The organism is Serratia sp. BIGb0234 (genome assembly GCF_024809915.1).
Classification (GTDB): Bacteria; Pseudomonadota; Gammaproteobacteria; order Enterobacterales; family Enterobacteriaceae; genus Serratia; species Serratia liquefaciens.
The window spans coordinates 1,176,335-1,193,069 of record NZ_JANUEI010000002.1 but is presented as its reverse complement, the minus strand read 5'-3'; the positions used below and the strand labels follow the sequence as shown (position 1 = coordinate 1,193,069).

Annotated in this window: 16 protein-coding genes and 1 pseudogene; 12 read left to right on the top strand and 5 right to left on the bottom strand. The window is 54.2% G+C overall.

Annotated elements, in window-relative coordinates; genetic code table 11:
* Nucleotides 1-10 precede the first annotated feature (10 nt).
* The gene (gene srmB, locus M2407_RS12540) at nt 11-1,336 is read right to left on the bottom strand and encodes an ATP-dependent RNA helicase SrmB (RefSeq protein ID WP_020828264.1); all 1,326 of its coding nucleotides are present in this window, start codon (nt 1,334-1,336) and stop codon (nt 11-13) included.
* Nucleotides 1,337-1,435: 99 nt separating this feature from the next.
* On the opposite strand from srmB, the gene trmN reads away from it, so the two are divergent.
* Complete coding sequence (trmN, locus tag M2407_RS12535) at nt 1,436-2,218, top strand: tRNA(1)(Val) (adenine(37)-N(6))-methyltransferase TrmN (protein WP_259218324.1); 783 nt, start codon at nt 1,436-1,438, stop codon at nt 2,216-2,218.
* A 42-nt stretch (nt 2,219-2,260) separates the two neighbouring features.
* Here trmN and nadB read toward each other — a convergent pair whose 3' ends face one another.
* Entirely contained in the window at nt 2,261-3,862 is a 1,602-nt protein-coding gene (gene nadB / locus M2407_RS12530) for an L-aspartate oxidase (RefSeq protein ID WP_020828262.1), read from the bottom strand.
* 213 nt (nt 3,863-4,075) lie between these two features.
* On the opposite strand from nadB, the gene rpoE reads away from it, so the two are divergent.
* From rpoE to rseC, 4 genes are read left to right on the top strand one after another with little or no spacing between them, the layout of a single operon-like run.
* A complete protein-coding gene (rpoE, locus tag M2407_RS12525; protein ID WP_012146382.1) occupies nt 4,076-4,651 on the top strand; it encodes an RNA polymerase sigma factor RpoE in 576 nt (191 codons plus the stop codon).
* Nucleotides 4,652-4,681: 30 nt separating this feature from the next.
* Nucleotides 4,682-5,335 (top strand): anti-sigma-E factor RseA, encoded by a 654-nt coding sequence (gene rseA, locus M2407_RS12520; RefSeq protein WP_128865105.1) that lies wholly within the window; start codon nt 4,682-4,684, stop codon nt 5,333-5,335.
* Entirely contained in the window at nt 5,335-6,294 is a 960-nt protein-coding gene (gene rseB / locus M2407_RS12515; protein ID WP_020828260.1) for a sigma-E factor regulatory protein RseB, read from the top strand. The genes rseA and rseB overlap by 1 nt, the downstream gene beginning before the upstream one ends.
* The gene (gene rseC / locus M2407_RS12510; RefSeq protein WP_046372820.1) at nt 6,291-6,767 is read left to right on the top strand and encodes a SoxR-reducing system protein RseC; all 477 of its coding nucleotides are present in this window, start codon (nt 6,291-6,293) and stop codon (nt 6,765-6,767) included. The genes rseB and rseC overlap by 4 nt, the downstream gene beginning before the upstream one ends.
* Here the strand turns inward: rseC and M2407_RS12505 are convergent.
* Nucleotides 6,764-7,602, bottom strand: a pseudogene (locus M2407_RS12505) (hypothetical protein). The gene rseC and the pseudogene M2407_RS12505 sit on opposite strands and share 4 nt — an antisense overlap.
* Nucleotides 7,603-8,144: 542 nt before the next feature.
* Between M2407_RS12505 and lepA the strand changes: the two are divergent.
* The 7 genes from lepA to acpS all read left to right on the top strand — a co-directional run bounded on the left by lepA (nt 8,145) and on the right by acpS (nt 14,647).
* A complete protein-coding gene (lepA, locus tag M2407_RS12500; RefSeq protein ID WP_020828257.1) occupies nt 8,145-9,944 on the top strand; it encodes a translation elongation factor 4 in 1,800 nt (599 codons plus the stop codon).
* A gap of 32 nt (nt 9,945-9,976) precedes the next feature.
* Nucleotides 9,977-10,954, top strand: a complete 978-nt coding sequence (lepB, locus tag M2407_RS12495; protein ID WP_128865102.1) for a signal peptidase I — start codon at nt 9,977-9,979, stop codon at nt 10,952-10,954.
* A 182-nt stretch (nt 10,955-11,136) separates the two neighbouring features.
* Nucleotides 11,137-11,817: a ribonuclease III gene (gene rnc / locus M2407_RS12490; RefSeq protein ID WP_041414862.1), complete on the top strand. Its 681-nt coding sequence runs from the start codon at nt 11,137-11,139 to the stop codon at nt 11,815-11,817.
* Nucleotides 11,814-12,722, top strand: a complete 909-nt coding sequence (era, locus tag M2407_RS12485; RefSeq protein WP_020828254.1) for a GTPase Era — start codon at nt 11,814-11,816, stop codon at nt 12,720-12,722. The genes rnc and era overlap by 4 nt, the downstream gene beginning before the upstream one ends.
* Nucleotides 12,723-12,730: 8 nt before the next feature.
* Entirely contained in the window at nt 12,731-13,462 is a 732-nt protein-coding gene (gene recO / locus M2407_RS12480; RefSeq protein WP_020828253.1) for a DNA repair protein RecO, read from the top strand.
* 73 nt (nt 13,463-13,535) lie between these two features.
* On the top strand, nt 13,536-14,267 hold the full coding sequence (gene pdxJ, locus M2407_RS12475; RefSeq protein WP_020828252.1) for a pyridoxine 5'-phosphate synthase: 732 nt from the start codon (nt 13,536-13,538) through the stop codon (nt 14,265-14,267).
* A complete protein-coding gene (acpS, locus tag M2407_RS12470; RefSeq protein WP_020828251.1) occupies nt 14,267-14,647 on the top strand; it encodes a holo-ACP synthase in 381 nt (126 codons plus the stop codon). Before pdxJ ends, acpS begins: the two co-directional genes overlap by 1 nt.
* Before the next feature lie 63 nt (nt 14,648-14,710).
* Here acpS and M2407_RS12465 read toward each other — a convergent pair whose 3' ends face one another.
* On the bottom strand, nt 14,711-14,971 hold the full coding sequence (locus M2407_RS12465) for a YfhL family 4Fe-4S dicluster ferredoxin (RefSeq protein WP_044554541.1): 261 nt from the start codon (nt 14,969-14,971) through the stop codon (nt 14,711-14,713).
* Between the two features lie 128 nt (nt 14,972-15,099).
* Nucleotides 15,100-16,638: a phosphoethanolamine transferase gene (locus tag M2407_RS12460; protein WP_259218313.1), complete on the bottom strand. Its 1,539-nt coding sequence runs from the start codon at nt 16,636-16,638 to the stop codon at nt 15,100-15,102.
* Between the last annotated feature and the right edge of the window lie 97 nt (nt 16,639-16,735).

Sequence of the window (16,735 nt, the reverse complement as noted above, 5' to 3'; positions counted from 1 at the left end):
TGCGGCGGTATTACTTCGCGCCGCTGCCCTCAGGCTTGGCCTTTGGCTGGCGGCGTTTGCCTACGTTTTTCGCATCGCGATGACGTACTTTTACCTTGGCTTTTTCTTTGTTCTTTTCTTTGTCTGACGCGCGTTTGGCCAGTACCTTCTTCGAAGGCTTGCCGTTGCTCTTTTCGCTTGGCACTTTGGTTGATGGACGCAGCTCATCGATCACGCGTGCTTTCAGCGGCTCGTTCAGATAACGGCCCACTTTGCCCAGCAGCAGGTGGTCGTGTGCTTCAACCAGCGAAATTGCGGTGCCCTTACGCCCGGCACGACCGGTACGGCCGATACGGTGCAGATAGGTATCTGCGGTGCGCGGCATGTCGAAGTTGAACACGTGGGTGATATCCAGGATATCCAGACCTCGGGCGGCAACGTCGGTTGCGACCAGCACGTTCACACGGCCGTCCATCATACGTTTTACCGCTTCGTTGCGCTTGGCCTGCACCATTTCGCCTTCGAGGTAACAGGTGTTGATGCCTGCCTCGCGCAGCCAGCCGGCCAGCTCATGCACACGCTCACGTTTGCGCACGAAGATAACGGATTTCTGCACGTCCGGTTGCTGCAGCAAGTGCACCAACAGGGCGGTTTTATGCTGTACGTCGTCGGCGCGGTAGTACCATTGCAGGATCTTTTTACGTTCGCGGCGTGACGGATCGGCTTCGACCTCTACCGGTTCTTTCAGAATGCGTTCGGCGAATTCGCGGATGGCATCGCCTTCCAGCGTCGCGGAGAACAGCAGGGTCTGGTTACGCCAGCGGGTCTCGGCGGAAATGGTTTCGATGTCCTGCGCGAAGCCCATGTCGAGCATGCGGTCGGCTTCATCGAGGATCAGCGTCTCTACTGCGCGGCAGTCGAAGTTTTCTTCTTTAATATACTGCAGCAGGCGGCCGGTGGTCGCGACCACCACGTCCTGGTTTTCACTGAAGACTTCCGCGTGGTTCATATAGGCGACGCCGCCGGTGATGGTGGCGATATCCAGCGAAGTATGAGCAGCCAGTTCACGAGCCTGATCGGCTACCTGCATCGCCAGCTCGCGCGTCGGAGTCAGGATCAGTACGCGCGGTGGGCCGGACTTCTTACGTGGGAAGTCGAGCAGATGTTGCAATACCGGCAGCAAAAATGCCGCGGTCTTGCCGGTGCCGGTTGGCGCCGAACCCAATACGTCGCGCCCATCCATCGCAGGCGGGATCGCCTCGGCTTGAATGGCGGTTGGGCGTTCGTAGCCTTTATCGCGCAGGGCGTTTATCAGGCGTTCATCGAGTTCGAGTTCGGAAAAATTGGTTACTGTCATGGTCTACCTCTACTTGGGGCGCCGATTATAGACGGGTTGGCCGCGTTCTTCACCTATTTAAGCGGAAAGCATCTCTTTTCCCAAAAATCAGATTGCCTTATGCTACGCCAGTTTTGTCTTCAGGTGGTTATTGTGAGTACTCAATCGAAAGCAAATTTCACCCCGCGTCGCGGTGGTTTTACCTTTAAGCAGTTTTTTGTTGCTCACGATCGCTGTGCAATGAAGGTGGGCACCGATGGCGTGCTGCTCGGCGCATGGGCGCCCTTGGCACAGGCGCAACGCGTGCTGGATATCGGTAGCGGTAGCGGACTGATCGCGCTGATGTTGGCACAGCGTTCAGCCGAGTCCGTGCTGATTGACGCCGTGGAGCTGGACGAGGCTGCCGCCGCGCAGGCGCGTGACAACGTGCAGGAATCGCCTTGGCCTGAGCGTATCCGGGTGCATGCGCAGGACATTCATCATTATGCCCAGCACCATGCCGGCCAATACGACCTGATCGTCAGCAATCCGCCATATTTTGAGCCGGCTGTCGCCTGCCGGGACCAGGCTCGTCACAACGCGCGTTATACTGAAACGCTTACCCACGATGCTTTGTTGGAAAGCGCGGAACGGTTGATTGCCCCACAGGGGAATTTTTGCGTAGTGCTGCCGCATGATATTGGTGAGGCCTTTGAAAGTAATGCACAACGCCGTGGATGGCATACTGCGCAACGGCTGAACGTCAGCGATCGTGCTGATACGCCGTTGCATCGGGTGCTGCTGGCTCTGACCCGTCAACCGACGGAAGAAAAAGCGGCGCAAAGCCTGGCGATCAAGCTGGCTGATGGCAGTTACACCGAGGCGTTCCGCCGTTTGATTACCGATTTCTACTTGTTCTATTGAAATGAAAAGGGCACCACAGTGGGCGCCCTTGCGGTGTTGCTGCTAGGGTTGCAGTATGGTCGGCAGCGCTTCCGGCAGCATATCCGGATAGTCCAGCGTAAAGTGCAACCCACGGCTTTCCTTACGCGCCATGGCGCTGCGTACGATCAATTCCGCCACCTGCACCAGATTTCGCAGCTCCAGCAAATTGTTGGAGATACGGAAGTTGGCGTAGTACTCATCAATTTCCGCCTGCAGCGTATTGATGCGGCGCAGTGCACGCTCCAACCGTTTGGTGGTGCGCACAATACCCACGTAGTCCCACATAAATAGCCGCAACTCATGCCAGTTGTGCTGAATGACCACTCGTTCATCCGCGTCATCCACCCGGCTCTCATCCCATTGCGGCAGCTGTTTCGCCAACTTGATAAACGGCAGACGCATCTTGATGTCTTCTGCCGCTGACCAGCCGTAAACCAAGCACTCCAACAGCGAGTTGGACGCCATGCGGTTGGCGCCATGCAGGCCGGTATAGCTGACTTCGCCAATGGCATACAGCCCATCCAGATCGGTACGGCCATGCTGATCGACCATTACGCCGCCGCAGGTGTAGTGCGCGGCGGGTACGATAGGGATAGGTTGCGTAGTCAGATCGAAACCCAGCGTCAGCAGTTTTTCATGGATCATTGGGAAATGCTGAGTAATGAATTCAGCCGGTTTATGGCTGATATCCAGATACATGCAGTCCGCACCCAGGCGCTTCATTTCGTGGTCGATGGCGCGGGCAACGACATCGCGTGGTGCCAGTTCGCCCCGTGGGTCAAAATCGGGCATAAAGCGGCTGCCGTCCGGGCGCTTCAGATAAGCCCCTTCACCGCGCAAGGCTTCGGTCAGCAGGAAGTTACGTGCCTGCGGGTGGAACAGGCAGGTCGGGTGAAACTGGTTAAATTCGAGGTTGGCGACCCGGCATCCTGCGCGCCAGGCCATGGCGATGCCATCTCCGGAAGAGATATCAGGGTTGGTGGTGTATTGATACACCTTGGCGGCACCACCGGTTGCCAGCACCACCGTTTTGGCACGATAGGTTTCTACCTGCTCCAGCTCGCGGTTCCAGACGTAGGCGCCGACGACTCTGCGGGTGCCCGGCAGGCCGATTTTGTTGGAGGTGATCAGATCGACCGCATTGCGGCGTTCCATCACGCAAATATTGGGGTGGGCGCTTGCTTTCCCTACCAGTGTGGTCTCTACTTCTTTACCTGTAGCATCAGCGGCATGCAGGATACGGCGGTGGCTGTGCCCCCCCTCCCGCGTCAGGTGGTAATGCTCTTCGCCCTGAGCGTTGACTTCGGTGTCGAACAAGACCCCTTGGTCAATCAACCACTGCACGCAGTGGCGGGCATTGCCAGCGATAAACTCAACGGCGTCTCTGTCACACAGGCCGGCTCCGGCAATTAAAGTGTCATCAACGTGTGAGGCAATACTGTCCGTTTCATCGAAAACCGCGGCGATCCCGCCTTGGGCATAGAATGTTGCGCCTTCGTTGAGCGGCCCCTTGCTGAGTACGGTAACCTTGCAATGCTGCGCCAGGCGCAACGCCAGTGACAAGCCCGCAGCACCGCTGCCGACGATCAGTACATCGCTAACATGTTCAGATGATGGTTGCATAACGTATGATGTGTGCAGAAGAAGAGTGAAATTCATGTTAGCCTAATTGTCCGGGCAAAAGCCACGGATGGGTGACATCAACATAAAAAACAATGGCAATACGGAACTTCGCGTTCTGTATGAACTCCAAGCGAGTGCTTGCTCAGGAAAATAATGTATGGCTGGCAGTACAATTTTACGCGTGGAGACGGATTTGGGGAGAGTTTACCTCGGATGAGCGAGCAGTTAACGGATCAAGTTCTGGTTGAGCGGGTCCAAAAGGGCGATCAGAAATCGTTTAACTTACTGGTAATTCGTTACCAGCATAAAGTTGCGAGTCTGGTTTCCCGGTATGTACCGCAGGGCGATGTGCCGGATGTGGTGCAGGAGTCGTTTATTAAAGCCTATCGCGCACTGGAATCATTCCGTGGGGATAGCGCTTTCTATACCTGGTTGTATCGAATCGCCGTGAACACGGCAAAGAATTATTTGGTTGCTCAGGGCCGTCGTCCGCCATCCAGCGATGTGGATGCCAACGACGCAGAAAATTACGAAAGTGCGGGTGCACTGAAAGAAATTTCGAACCCTGAGAACTTAATGTTGTCAGAAGAGCTGAGACAGATAGTTTTCCGTACCATTGAGTCTCTCCCTGAGGATCTTCGCATGGCGATTACCCTGCGGGAGCTGGATGGTCTAAGCTACGAAGAGATAGCGGCCATCATGGATTGCCCGGTCGGAACCGTACGTTCGCGTATTTTCCGCGCCAGGGAGGCTATCGATAATAAAGTTCAACCGCTGATTCAACGTTAGCAATGGCGGACACAGGAAGGGTACTTAGGCATGCAGAAAGAAAAGCTTTCCGCTCTGATGGATGGAGAATCGCTCGACAGCGAGCTACTGAGTTCATTGTCTAAAGACAGGGCGCTTCAACAAAGCTGGCAGAGCTATCACCTGATACGTGACACACTACGGGGTGATATCGGGCAAGTCATGCATTTCGATATCGCAGATCGTGTTGCTGCTGCACTTGAGAAAGAACCCGCACGTCTGGTTCCTTCTGCCGTGCCGGAGTCTCAGCCGCAACCGCACACCTGGCAAAAAATGCCGTTCTGGGACAAAGTTCGTCCTTGGGCCAGCCAGATCACACAGATTGGCATGGCGGCCTGCGTGTCGCTCGCGGTGATTGTCGGCGTTCAGCAGTACAACCAGCCGGCTGAGCAATCGGCTGCCGCTGAATCACCAGCGTTCACTACCCTGCCAATCATGGGGCAGGCGTCACCGGTTAGCCTCGGCGTGCCGGCAGACAGTTTCTCTACCGGCAGCGGACAACAGCAGCAGGTGCAGGAACAGCGCAAACGCATTAACGCTATGCTGCAAGATTATGAGTTGCAACGTCGTTTGCATTCTGATCAGCTGCAGCTTGAGCAAAGCACACCACAACAGGCTGCCGTTCAGGTTCCCGGAACTCAGTCTTTAGGAATGCAACAGCAGTAATGAAGCAAATTTGGTTCTCCGTCTGTCTATTGACGGGCAGCCTGCTCTACTCAAGCATCGCCCCGGCGCAGCCCACTGCGTCCGGGGCGTTGTTGCAACAGATGAGCAGTGCCAGCCGTTCGCTCAATTATGAACTCGCCTATATCAGCATCAGCAAGCAGGGGATTGAATCGCTGCGTTATCGTCATGCGGTGATCGATCAATTGCCGCTCGGTCAATTGCTGCATATGGATGGTCCACGTCGTGAAGTGTTACAGCGCGGCGGCGGGATCAGCTATTTCGAACCCGGTTTGGAACCCTTTACGCTGTCCGGCGATCATATCGTCGATGCGTTGCCGGCGATTGTTTATGCCGATTTCAGCCGCCTGGCGAAATATTACGATTTCATCTCCGTTGGCAGCACCCGTATTTCCGATCGTCCCTGCGAAGTGATCCGCGTGGTTGCGCGTGATGGCTCGCGCTATAGCTATATAGTCTGGATGGACGAAGATACCAAGCTGCCACTGCGGGTTGATCTGATCGATCGCGACGGCGAAACGCTGGAGCAATATCGGGTGATTTCGTTCGTGGTCGGGCCGCAAGTGCAGGGCGTGATGGAAGGGCTGATCAAAGCTAACCTGCCACCATTGCTGTCGCTGCCTGCGGTAGATAAAATCAAGCTGAGCTGGAGCACGGGCTGGTTACCGGCTGGGGTGGACGAGGTGGCGCGTAATCGCCGTAAACTGCCGAATGTGACAGAGCCGGTAGAGTCACGGCTTTACAGCGATGGTTTATTCAGCTTCTCGGTCAATATCAGCCCTGCGGGCAGCGGTGCGGGCCAGCAGTATTATCGTCAGGGTCGACGCACGATTCAAACCGAAGTGCGTAACGGTAATGAAATTACCATTGTTGGCGAATTACCGCCGGCAACGGCCAAACGTATTGCAGACAGTATTTCCTTCAAGGTATCACCACAATGATGAAAGAGTGGGCCACGGTCGTTTCGTGGCAACAGGGCGTGGCGCTGTTGCGTTGTGAGCCGAAAGCCGGATGCGGCAGCTGCACTGCTCGCTCTGGATGCGGTGCGCGCGCGTTAAACGAATTGGTGCCGGAAACCGAACACCAACTGCAGGTACGCATTGAGCAGCCGCTCGAGCCGGGTCAACGCGTCGAAGTAGGCATTGCAGAAGGCAGCTTGCTGCGTTCTGCGATGCTGGTTTATCTGACGCCGCTGGTGGGAATGATGCTGGGTGGCAGCCTGTTGCAATACTGGCTGGGTACTGACGCTTCTGCCGCGCTCGGTGCATTGCTTGGCGGTGGCCTGGCTTTTATTCTGGCGCGTGGTCTGGCTCATCGTCTCGGCGAGCAAGCCAATTACCAACCTGTCGTTTTGCAAATTGGTTTACCGCCTGGGGCCATGCGCCTGCAGACGGAAAACGAACCTCTGCGTTAAAACTTCGGCCGCGTCACCGCCGGTTATGGTAGGCGGGGATGCGGCTGTAGATCATATGCTCTAACAGTGCGACAAACAGGTCTGCGCTGAGCAGCGAAAAATACCCTATCGTAAACAACGCATTCCCCTGGTTATCCAGCAGTCGAATGGTGCCACGTCGTGGATTATTCTCGAGTTCACGGATCTGTTCAATCGGGATTGATCCTTGTGCCGTGATAACCGCAGTTGCGCTCAACTGTAGCGTTTGAACCTGTTTTCCTTGTCGGTTTCCGGGCAATAAATGATTCAGCCAGCGAGCTCCGCAGCTGAGATAGTGAAACGACAGCACTTCCCCCTGATACAACGCATTCAGCGCCAGCGGCCCACGTTGCTGGATCTGCTGATTAATAATGGTATCCGCCAGCCGCCAGGAGTGAGACAGGTTGCTGAACACCGGGTACCAGGGGTGTTCAGCCGAGGCACGAAATGCCATTACGTCGAATAGCCCGCCAAACAGGCGCCCGCCGCGAAAACGATAAATATCCCCAATTTTTTCAAAGGGGATAAAGCGTTCTTTGTGACTATGTTGGTTTATCACCCTAACGCCATGTTCGTACAGACGGTAAGTCACCGCTGGCCGCAGATAGTGGCGTAGCGCCAGAAGAATACAGCCGAGTACAATAGTGGCTGCGCCGGTTTGCAGTAGGGTCAGTATTGCATTTTCATCCATATTGCTCAGCAGCGGCAGCAACAGCAGCGCCGCACCAATGGTTAACAGCAGCGCCGCTGCCGTCAGAATGCCCCAATTGACCTTAGAAAAATCGTGCCGGCTCAGCATTTGCCCTTTATCGATCATTTTGCACCTTCCAATCAATACGTAGAGATATGCTGGTGAACCCCGGTGGGCATGCCGATGTAGTGCCCTGAATTATGTTTTGTCACGGTGTTCACCTTCATTTCTATAGAAGCTACCGGGAGGCGTATATGGGGTTTTTCCTAAAGCCGAAGGGGGAGACTGCAATTCTAAGATATTGATCCAGATATTATTTAATCAATAACTCGGAGAGGGTTTATTGCGTTATTGGCGGTTATGTATTACTGCCGGATCCCGCCGATGGCGGAGAAAGAAATGCGGAGGGCAACGGCTGTTGCAACTCGGTGTTGTGAGCACGCTGAGTTTTGTTAACATCGGCTTTCATAACCCGGGGCGCTCTGTAACATTAAAGTGCACATAATAGAATGCCTTCACTGCACCGATCGCTAGGTTTTCAGTGTTGTGACATGTAGAATGCAGCGATTCAGGCGCAAGACGGCCGAACCCATTCACTGTCGCTTTAGGTCCATGCGGGTTTCTATAGGCGAGTAATTCAGAAATACCAAGGCAGAAAAACTTTTATAATGAAGCATATACGAAATTTCTCCATTATTGCCCACATTGACCACGGTAAGTCGACGCTGTCCGACCGCATCATTCAAATTTGCGGTGGCTTGACCGAACGTGAAATGGCCGCGCAGGTGCTCGATTCTATGGATCTGGAGCGCGAGCGCGGTATTACCATCAAAGCGCAGAGCGTTACGCTGGATTATAAGGCGCAGGACGGTCAAACCTATCAGCTCAACTTTATCGACACCCCAGGGCACGTTGACTTCTCTTACGAAGTTTCGCGCTCACTGGCCGCCTGTGAGGGCGCGCTGCTGGTGGTCGATGCCGGGCAGGGCGTAGAAGCTCAGACTCTGGCTAACTGTTACACCGCGCTGGATATGGATCTGGAAGTGGTGCCGGTACTGAACAAAATTGACTTGCCGGCTGCCGATCCTGACCGCGCCGCGCAGGAAATTGAAGATATCGTAGGCATCGACGCGACCGACGCGGTGCGTTGTTCCGCCAAAACCGGTGTTGGCGTGCCGGAAGTGCTCGAACGTCTGGTGCGCGATATCCCGGGGCCGCAAGGCGATCCGGATGCGCCACTGCAGGCCCTGATCATCGACTCCTGGTTCGATAACTACCTGGGCGTAGTTTCCCTGGTGCGCGTTAAAAACGGCACCATGCGCAAGGGCGACAAGATTAAAGTCATGAGCACCGGCCAAACCTACAACGCCGATCGTCTGGGTATCTTCACGCCGAAGCGTGTCGATCGCGACGTGTTGAACTGTGGCGAAGTAGGCTGGTTGGTCTGTGCAATCAAAGACATCCTCGGTGCGCCGGTGGGTGATACCCTGACGTTGGCGCGCCAGCCGGCGGACAAGGCCTTGCCGGGCTTCAAAAAAGTGAAGCCGCAGGTTTATGCAGGCCTGTTCCCGATCAGCTCCGACGACTATGAGTCCTTCCGCGATGCGTTGGGCAAGCTGAGCCTGAACGACGCCTCCCTGTTCTATGAGCCAGAGAGCTCCACCGCGCTGGGCTTCGGCTTCCGTTGTGGCTTCCTCGGCCTGCTGCACATGGAGATCATCCAGGAACGTCTGGAGCGTGAATACGATCTGGAGCTGATCACCACCGCACCGACGGTAGTGTATGAAGTGGAAACTACCAGCAAAGAGACGATTTACGTTGATAGCCCGTCCAAGCTGCCGCCTCTGAACAATATCGAAGAGTTGCGTGAGCCGATCGCCGAGTGTCACATGCTGATGCCGCAGGAATTCCTGGGTAACGTCATCACGCTGTGTATCGAAAAACGCGGCGTGCAAACCAACATGGTTTATCACGGCAATCAGGTTGCGCTGACTTACGAAATCCCGATGGCGGAAGTGGTACTCGACTTCTTCGACCGCCTGAAGTCTACGTCACGCGGTTATGCGTCGCTGGATTACAACTTCAAGCGCTTCCAGACCTCTGACATGGTGCGTGTCGACGTGCTGATCAACAACGAGCGTGTGGATGCGCTGGCGCTGATTACCCACCGCGACAATGCGCAATACCGTGGCCGCGAGCTGGTGGAGAAGATGAAAGAGCTGATCCCTCGTCAGCAGTTCGACATCGCCATTCAGGCGGCGATCGGCACCCATATCATCGCGCGCTCCACGGTGAAGCAGCTGCGTAAAAACGTTCTGGCAAAATGCTACGGCGGCGACGTTAGCCGTAAGAAGAAGCTGTTGCAGAAACAGAAAGACGGTAAGAAACGTATGAAGCAGGTCGGTAACGTAGAGTTGCCGCAAGAAGCGTTCCTGGCCATTCTGCACGTTGGCAAAGACAGTAAGTAAGAGCGATTAGTTCGCGTAATTAGGGAGTTTGCATGGCGAATATGTTTGCCCTGATCCTGGCGCTGGCAACGTTGGTCACCGGGATCATTTGGGCCTTTGAGCGCTTTAAATGGGCGCCTGCCCGCCGCGCCAAAATTGCGGCGGTGAATGCGCAGACTGCGGGTGCCGTGGACGACAAAACGCTGGCGAAAGTGGCGAAGCAGCCGGGTTGGATTGAAACCGGCGCGTCGGTGTTCCCGGTGTTGCTGCTGGTCTTTGTGGTGCGTTCGTTTATTTACGAACCTTTCCAGATCCCGTCCGGTTCGATGATGCCGACGTTGTTGATTGGCGATTTTATTCTGGTGGAGAAATATGCCTACGGCATTAAAGATCCTATTACCCAGACCACGCTAATTGAAACCGGCCATCCGAAACGCGGTGATATTGCGGTATTTAAATATCCGTTGGATCCTAAATTGGATTATATCAAGCGCGTAGTCGGCCTGCCGGGCGACCGTGTAAGTTACGATCCGGTCAATAAGCGCGTAACCGTTCAGCCATCCTGTAATAGCGGTCAGTCATGCGATACCGCGTTAGCGGTGACTTACAACGATGCGCAGCCAAGCGACTTTGTTCAATTGTTCAGCCGCAGCGGTATGGGCGAAGCCAGCAATGGCTTTTACCAGATCCCGCTGAGCGACAACGTGCCGCAGGGCGGTATCCGTCTGCGTGAACGCCAGGAGACGCTGGGCTCGGTTTCTCACCATATTCTGACCGTGCCGGGCACGCAGGATCAGGTGGGCGCTTACTACCAGCAGCCGGGTAAACAGTTGGCGGAATGGGTTGTGCCGGCGGGTCATTACTTCATGATGGGTGATAACCGCGACAACAGCGCCGACAGCCGTTACTGGGGCTTCGTACCGGAGAAAAATCTGGTGGGTAAAGCCACGGCTATCTGGATGAGTTTTGAAAAGCAGGAAGGCGAATGGCCTACCGGCGTAAGATTTAGCCGCATCGGTGGAATTCATTAATCAGGCGTCTATAAACGCAGCATTATATTTCCACTCGTTGTAGAATACCGGCTCGAGCGATAAAAAGTTGGCTCCCTGTTGGGAGCCACTGCAAACGAAACAGCTTTGGATTGGCTTTCGGCGAAGCAGGCCTGTTCCGTATGCTGCAAGTTTTTGACGCATTCTTGATCTATTGGTAACTCATGAACCCCATCGTAATAAATAGGCTACAGCGGAAGCTGGGCTACACTTTTCAACAGCAGGAGCTCTTGCTGCAAGCGTTAACTCACCGTAGCGCCAGCAGTAAACACAATGAACGTCTTGAGTTTCTGGGTGACTCTATTCTTAGTTTTGTCATCGCCAATGCGCTCTATCATCGTTTTCCTCGCGTAGACGAGGGCGATATGAGCCGCATGCGTGCCACGCTGGTGCGTGGCAATACGCTGGCGGAGATGGGGCGCGAGTTCGATCTGGGCGAGTGTCTTCGCCTCGGGCCGGGTGAGTTGAAAAGTGGTGGATTCCGCCGCGAATCAATCCTGGCGGATACGGTGGAAGCTTTAATTGGCGGCGTGTTCCTGGATAGCGATATTCAAACTGTTGAACGACTGATTTTGGACTGGTATCGCAGCCGGTTGGACGAAATCAGCCCCGGTGATAAGCAGAAAGACCCCAAAACCCGTTTACAGGAGTTTTTGCAAGGTCGTCATCTGCCATTACCTTCTTATCTGGTGGTGCAGGTTCGCGGTGAGGCGCACGATCAGGAGTTTACTATCCACTGTCAGGTGAGTGGTTTGAGCGAACCCGTGATGGGTACCGGCTCAAGCCGTCGTAAAGCCGAGCAGGCGGCAGCGGAACAAGCGCTGAAAAATCTGGAGCTTGAATGAGCGAAGTAAAACAATACTGTGGTTTTATTGCGATAGTCGGTCGTCCCAACGTGGGCAAATCCACGTTGCTGAACCAACTGCTGGGGCAAAAAGTCTCCATCACCTCGCGTAAACCGCAGACGACCCGTCACCGCATTATGGGTATCGACACCGATGGCGCCTATCAGGCCATTTACGTCGATACCCCGGGTCTGCACATCGAAGAAAAGCGCGCCATCAACCGTTTGATGAACCGCGCCGCCAGCAGCTCAATCGGCGACGTCGAGCTGGTGATCTTCGTAGTTGAAGGTACTAACTGGACCGCCGACGATGAAATGGTGGTCAACAAACTGCGCAGCCTGAAATGCCCGGTTGTGCTGGCGATCAACAAGGTCGACAACGTCACCGACAAGTCCAAGCTGTTGCCGCACATTGCGTTCCTCAGCCAACAGATGAACTTCCTCGATGTGGTGCCAATCTCTGCGGAGAAAGGCATGAATGTCGATACCATCGCCGCTATCGCGCGCAAGGTATTGCCGGAAGCGGAACACCACTTCCCGGACGATTACATCACCGACCGTTCCCAGCGCTTTATGGCGTCGGAAATCATCCGTGAAAAGCTGATGCGTTTCCTGGGTGAAGAGTTGCCTTACTCGGTGACGGTTGAGATCGAACAGTTTGTGCCGAACGAGCGCGGTGGTTACAACGTGCACGGTCTGATCCTGGTTGAGCGCGAAGGCCAGAAGAAAATGGTCATCGGCAACAAAGGTGCGAAGATCAAAACCATCGGTATCGAAGCCCGTCAGGACATGGAACAGATGTTTGAAACCAAAGTGCATCTGGAACTGTGGGTGAAAGTGAAATCGGGCTGGGCGGACGACGAACGTGCGTTGCGTAGCCTGGGCTATACCGACGATCTGAAATAACCTCTCCAATGGACGGCTGGGAGCGCGCTTTCGTCCTGCATGGACGCCCGTACAGTGAAACCAGCCTGATGCTGGATATGTTTACGGAAGGTCATGGACGGGTGCGCTTGCTGGCAAAAGGCGCGCGCAGCCGTCGTTCTAATCTGAAGGGTTGTCTGCAGCCCTTTACCCCTCTGTTAGTCCGCTGGGGCGGTCGTGGCGAAGTCAAAACGCTGCGTAACGCCGAAGCGGTGTCCCTAGGTTTACCTCTCAGCGGCATGATGCTGTACAGCGGCCTCTACGTGAATGAGCTGCTGTCACGGGTGCTTGAGCAGGAAGCCAATTACTCGGTATTGTTCTTCGACTATCTGCAATGTTTGCAGGCGCTGGCGGCAGAAGACGTTTCGCCGGAGCAGGCACTGCGCCAGTTCGAATTGGCCTTGCTGAATCACCTGGGTTACGGTCTGGACTTCCTGCACTGCGCCGGCAGCGGTCTGCCGGTCGATGATGGTATGACCTACCGCTACCGTGAGGAAAAAGGCTTTATCGCCAGCCTGGTGGTGGATCACTACAGCTTTACCGGCCGCGAATTACGCGCGCTGGCGGAGCGTCAGTTCCCTGATGTGCAAACCTTGCGTGCCGCCAAGCGTTTTACCCGTATGGCGCTTAAACCCTACCTGGGCGGTAAGCCGCTCAAGAGCCGTGAGCTGTTCCGTCAGTTTGTCCGTAAACAGCCGGATACGCCGGTCGACGACGCCTGACCTTTTCTCCTTTTGCGCTACTGCACCCGCGTGTAAACTACCGCTACTGAAAATCGTTTTTTAGAGGGTTGTCATGGCTGATTTGCTGCTGGGCGTCAATATCGATCACATCGCCACGTTACGTAACGCGCGCGGAACCCAATATCCGGATCCGGTTCAGGCGGCATTTATTGCCGAGCAAGCAGGGGCTGACGGGATCACGGTGCACCTGCGCGAAGACCGTCGTCATATCACCGATCGCGATGTTCGCATTTTGCGCCAGACCATCCAGACGCGCATGAATCTGGAAATGGCCGTGACCGATGAAATGGTGGATATCGCCGTTGAGCTGAAACCGCACTTTTGCTGTCTGGTACCGGAAAAGCGCGAAGAAGTGACGACCGAAGGTGGGCTGGACGTTGCCGGGCAGCAGGACAAAATGGCCATCGCCGTTGAACGCTTGGCGCAGGCCGGTATTCTGGTTTCGCTGTTTATCGATCCCGATCATCGCCAAATTGATGCAGCGGTCGCGGTGGGCGCCCCTTACATTGAAATTCATACCGGCGCCTATGCGGAAGCTGAAGGCGAACTTGCGGTCAAAGCCGAGCTGCATCGTATCGCCGTTGCCGCCACCTACGCCGCAGAGAAAGGCCTGAAGGTTAACGCTGGCCACGGCCTGACTTACCATAACGTTCAGCCGATCGCGGCCCTGCCGGAAATGCATGAGCTGAATATCGGTCATGCGATTATAGGCCAGGCGGTCATGTGCGGCCTGCCGGCGGCGGTGACGGATATGAAACTGCTGATGCGTGAAGCGCGCCGCTAATGGCCGTGCTGGGGCTGGGCACCGATATCGTTGAAATGGCGCGTATCGAAGCGGTCGTAGAGCGCAGCGGCGATCGCCTGGCGCGTCGCGTACTGAGCGATGCCGAATGGGAAGTGTATCAGCAGCATCAGCAGCCGGTGCGCTTTCTCGCCAAGCGTTTTGCAGTGAAAGAAGCTGCCGCCAAGGCCTTCGGCACCGGGATACGAAACGGATTGGCGTTTAATCAGTTTGAAGTGTTCAACGACGGTCTCGGCAAGCCGAATATCCGCTTGCATGCTCGCGCCGCCGAGCTGGCGCAGCAAATGGGGGTGACCTCCATTCACGTTTCGCTGGCAGATGAACGCCGTTATGCTTGCGCGACGGTGATTATCGAAGGGTAAGCCGGCGATCGGCCATTAAAAAAAGGGCGCCTGTTGGCGCCCTTGTCGATCTGAATTTCTGTGTCACAGCCGATCGGCATGATGCAGCACCACAAATTTGTCCCACAGCTGTTCGTTGGTTTCGCGGTGCTCTGGATTGACGATAATGGTGTTGTCGATCGGACACACCTGCTGGCAGGTTGGGATATCGTAATGACCGACGCATTCGGTACAGCGATCGGTATCGATCTGGTAGATATCATCGCCCATCGAAATGGCCTGATTTGGGCATTCCGGTTCGCACATGTCGCAGTTGATGCATTTTTTGGTAATCAGCAGTGCCATTTCAGTTATCTTTTAATCGGTGCACACGAACAGGCGCGCAATCTATCATAAAACCCATTTTATTGGGCGTTTTTCCACCGGCGCCCGCCAATGCGTTGCTGCAGAGCGCTCACCCCTTGAGATGGCCGTCATAATAACTCTGGCGGGTCATTGGCCAACTGATCGAAATCAACCATTTCCTGACCATTGAAAGTAGGCCGCTTACCAGGCCCTGCTACTCGCGTATTCAGTTCTGGATGAGTCACGACTATGCCTGCCTGCCGGGCAAAAAGACGGATAAACTCAAAGGCACTGTGTGGCTCGTCAACAAAGATACGTTGGCGATCGGTATCAGAAAGCACCAAGAGCGGGACTTCGTAATTCTGTCGTGTATCGCCGCTATGTCGCAGATACACTTTGCCATCAATAGTTCGCTGAGAGAGACCGTGATCAGAGAAATAGATTAATTTAAACGGTGAATGGGTATCTTGCAGCATTTGGTAAGTATGTTCGATGAACCTATCCGTCTTGCGGTAGGTGGAAAGGTAGCAGGCGAGCTCAGTATTGCTGCTGGTGAAAACCGGCGGCTCACCACCGAGTCGTTCGCAAAAGTCAGAATGCGAACCCATAATATGCAGAACATATAGGTTCCCCGGTGAGTTGTTAGCCAACGCGGTTTGTAACAATGGCAGCAGTTCATCATCATCGGTGTTACGCGATTGATAATCTCCTTTTTTCAGGAACTGATATTCATCACTGAACATGGCTATTTTGGATACCGGTGCATCAAATTGACCAAGCAGTCCCTGATTGGAAAACCAATAAGTATGTAATCCTGCTGCTTTTGCCAACGTGATAATATTATCTGAGATATAGCTGATTTTTCCGTCGCTCAGTGCCAGAGTTCTCGGCAGGGATTCGAAGGTGTTCGGCGCGGTAGAAATATAATTACTGTAAAAGGTGCCGTTTACGCGATCCAAAAATGGGGTTGTTGACGTCGGGTACCCAAATAAGGACATATAATCCCTGCGCATGCTCTCACCCACTATAATGACATAGTTAGTCTGATTACTATTTACGCTATCAATAGTCCAGCGGGGCTCGGCCAGCATGCCGGCATTGATTTCTATCATTTGCCGATTATAACTTTGGTATGAGGACATCAATGAGGAAAAGAAATCTATCAACTTAATATTTCCGGCGTTTCCACTGAGTATTCTGGCAAACAGTACCACAATTAAAATCAGAAAAAACGGCATAGCCTTACGCGCCGAGAGCGGTTGACGCCAGCAATAGCGGGCGAGAAGAAACAGCATCATCAGTGTAGCGAAGGGTAACAGATAACAGCCTGTCGGTATGGCATGCAGGAATTCAACGGCCTCGACCCTGTTGGTTTGAAACAGCGCCGAGACCACTGCAACGGAAGGTGGGCCATATATCATGCCGACAGGGGCATAGATAGCACAAAGTATAATGTAGGGAATGACCAGGAAATACCGAGTGAGAGGAGAAATAGACAATAATAATAGCGTAAGGGAAATAAAAATAATATCAACCCCTTTACCGCCGCCGTAGCCCATCGATTTTATTAATATCAACGAAGTGACAACGAAAAGTAATAAATCTCGGAGTGCGTAAAGTGTTACGGATGTGTGGAGTTTATTTAGAATGGCTGTGTGTGTTTTCATTAAGCTCAGTTGTCAATATATTGCTGTCCATGCCAGTTCAAACCCTGCTCGGAATTTGAACAATAAGAGCCACGTACTCTATTATTAGATAGGTTTT

Coding starts and splice junctions, on each gene's coding strand:
- srmB (WP_020828264.1), bottom strand. CDS start 1,336: ATGACAGTAACCAATTTTTCCGAACTCGAACTCGATGAACGCCTGATA.
- trmN (WP_259218324.1), top strand. CDS start 1,436: ATGCTACGCCAGTTTTGTCTTCAGGTGGTTATTGTGAGTACTCAATCG.
- nadB (WP_020828262.1), bottom strand. CDS start 3,862: ATGCAACCATCATCTGAACATGTTAGCGATGTACTGATCGTCGGCAGC.
- rpoE (WP_012146382.1), top strand. CDS start 4,076: ATGAGCGAGCAGTTAACGGATCAAGTTCTGGTTGAGCGGGTCCAAAAG.
- rseA (WP_128865105.1), top strand. CDS start 4,682: ATGCAGAAAGAAAAGCTTTCCGCTCTGATGGATGGAGAATCGCTCGAC.
- rseB (WP_020828260.1), top strand. CDS start 5,335: ATGAAGCAAATTTGGTTCTCCGTCTGTCTATTGACGGGCAGCCTGCTC.
- rseC (WP_046372820.1), top strand. CDS start 6,291: ATGATGAAAGAGTGGGCCACGGTCGTTTCGTGGCAACAGGGCGTGGCG.
- lepA (WP_020828257.1), top strand. CDS start 8,145: ATGAAGCATATACGAAATTTCTCCATTATTGCCCACATTGACCACGGT.
- lepB (WP_128865102.1), top strand. CDS start 9,977: ATGGCGAATATGTTTGCCCTGATCCTGGCGCTGGCAACGTTGGTCACC.
- rnc (WP_041414862.1), top strand. CDS start 11,137: ATGAACCCCATCGTAATAAATAGGCTACAGCGGAAGCTGGGCTACACT.
- era (WP_020828254.1), top strand. CDS start 11,814: ATGAGCGAAGTAAAACAATACTGTGGTTTTATTGCGATAGTCGGTCGT.
- recO (WP_020828253.1), top strand. CDS start 12,731: ATGGACGGCTGGGAGCGCGCTTTCGTCCTGCATGGACGCCCGTACAGT.
- pdxJ (WP_020828252.1), top strand. CDS start 13,536: ATGGCTGATTTGCTGCTGGGCGTCAATATCGATCACATCGCCACGTTA.
- acpS (WP_020828251.1), top strand. CDS start 14,267: ATGGCCGTGCTGGGGCTGGGCACCGATATCGTTGAAATGGCGCGTATC.
- M2407_RS12465 (WP_044554541.1), bottom strand. CDS start 14,971: ATGGCACTGCTGATTACCAAAAAATGCATCAACTGCGACATGTGCGAA.
- M2407_RS12460 (WP_259218313.1), bottom strand. CDS start 16,638: ATGAAAACACACACAGCCATTCTAAATAAACTCCACACATCCGTAACA.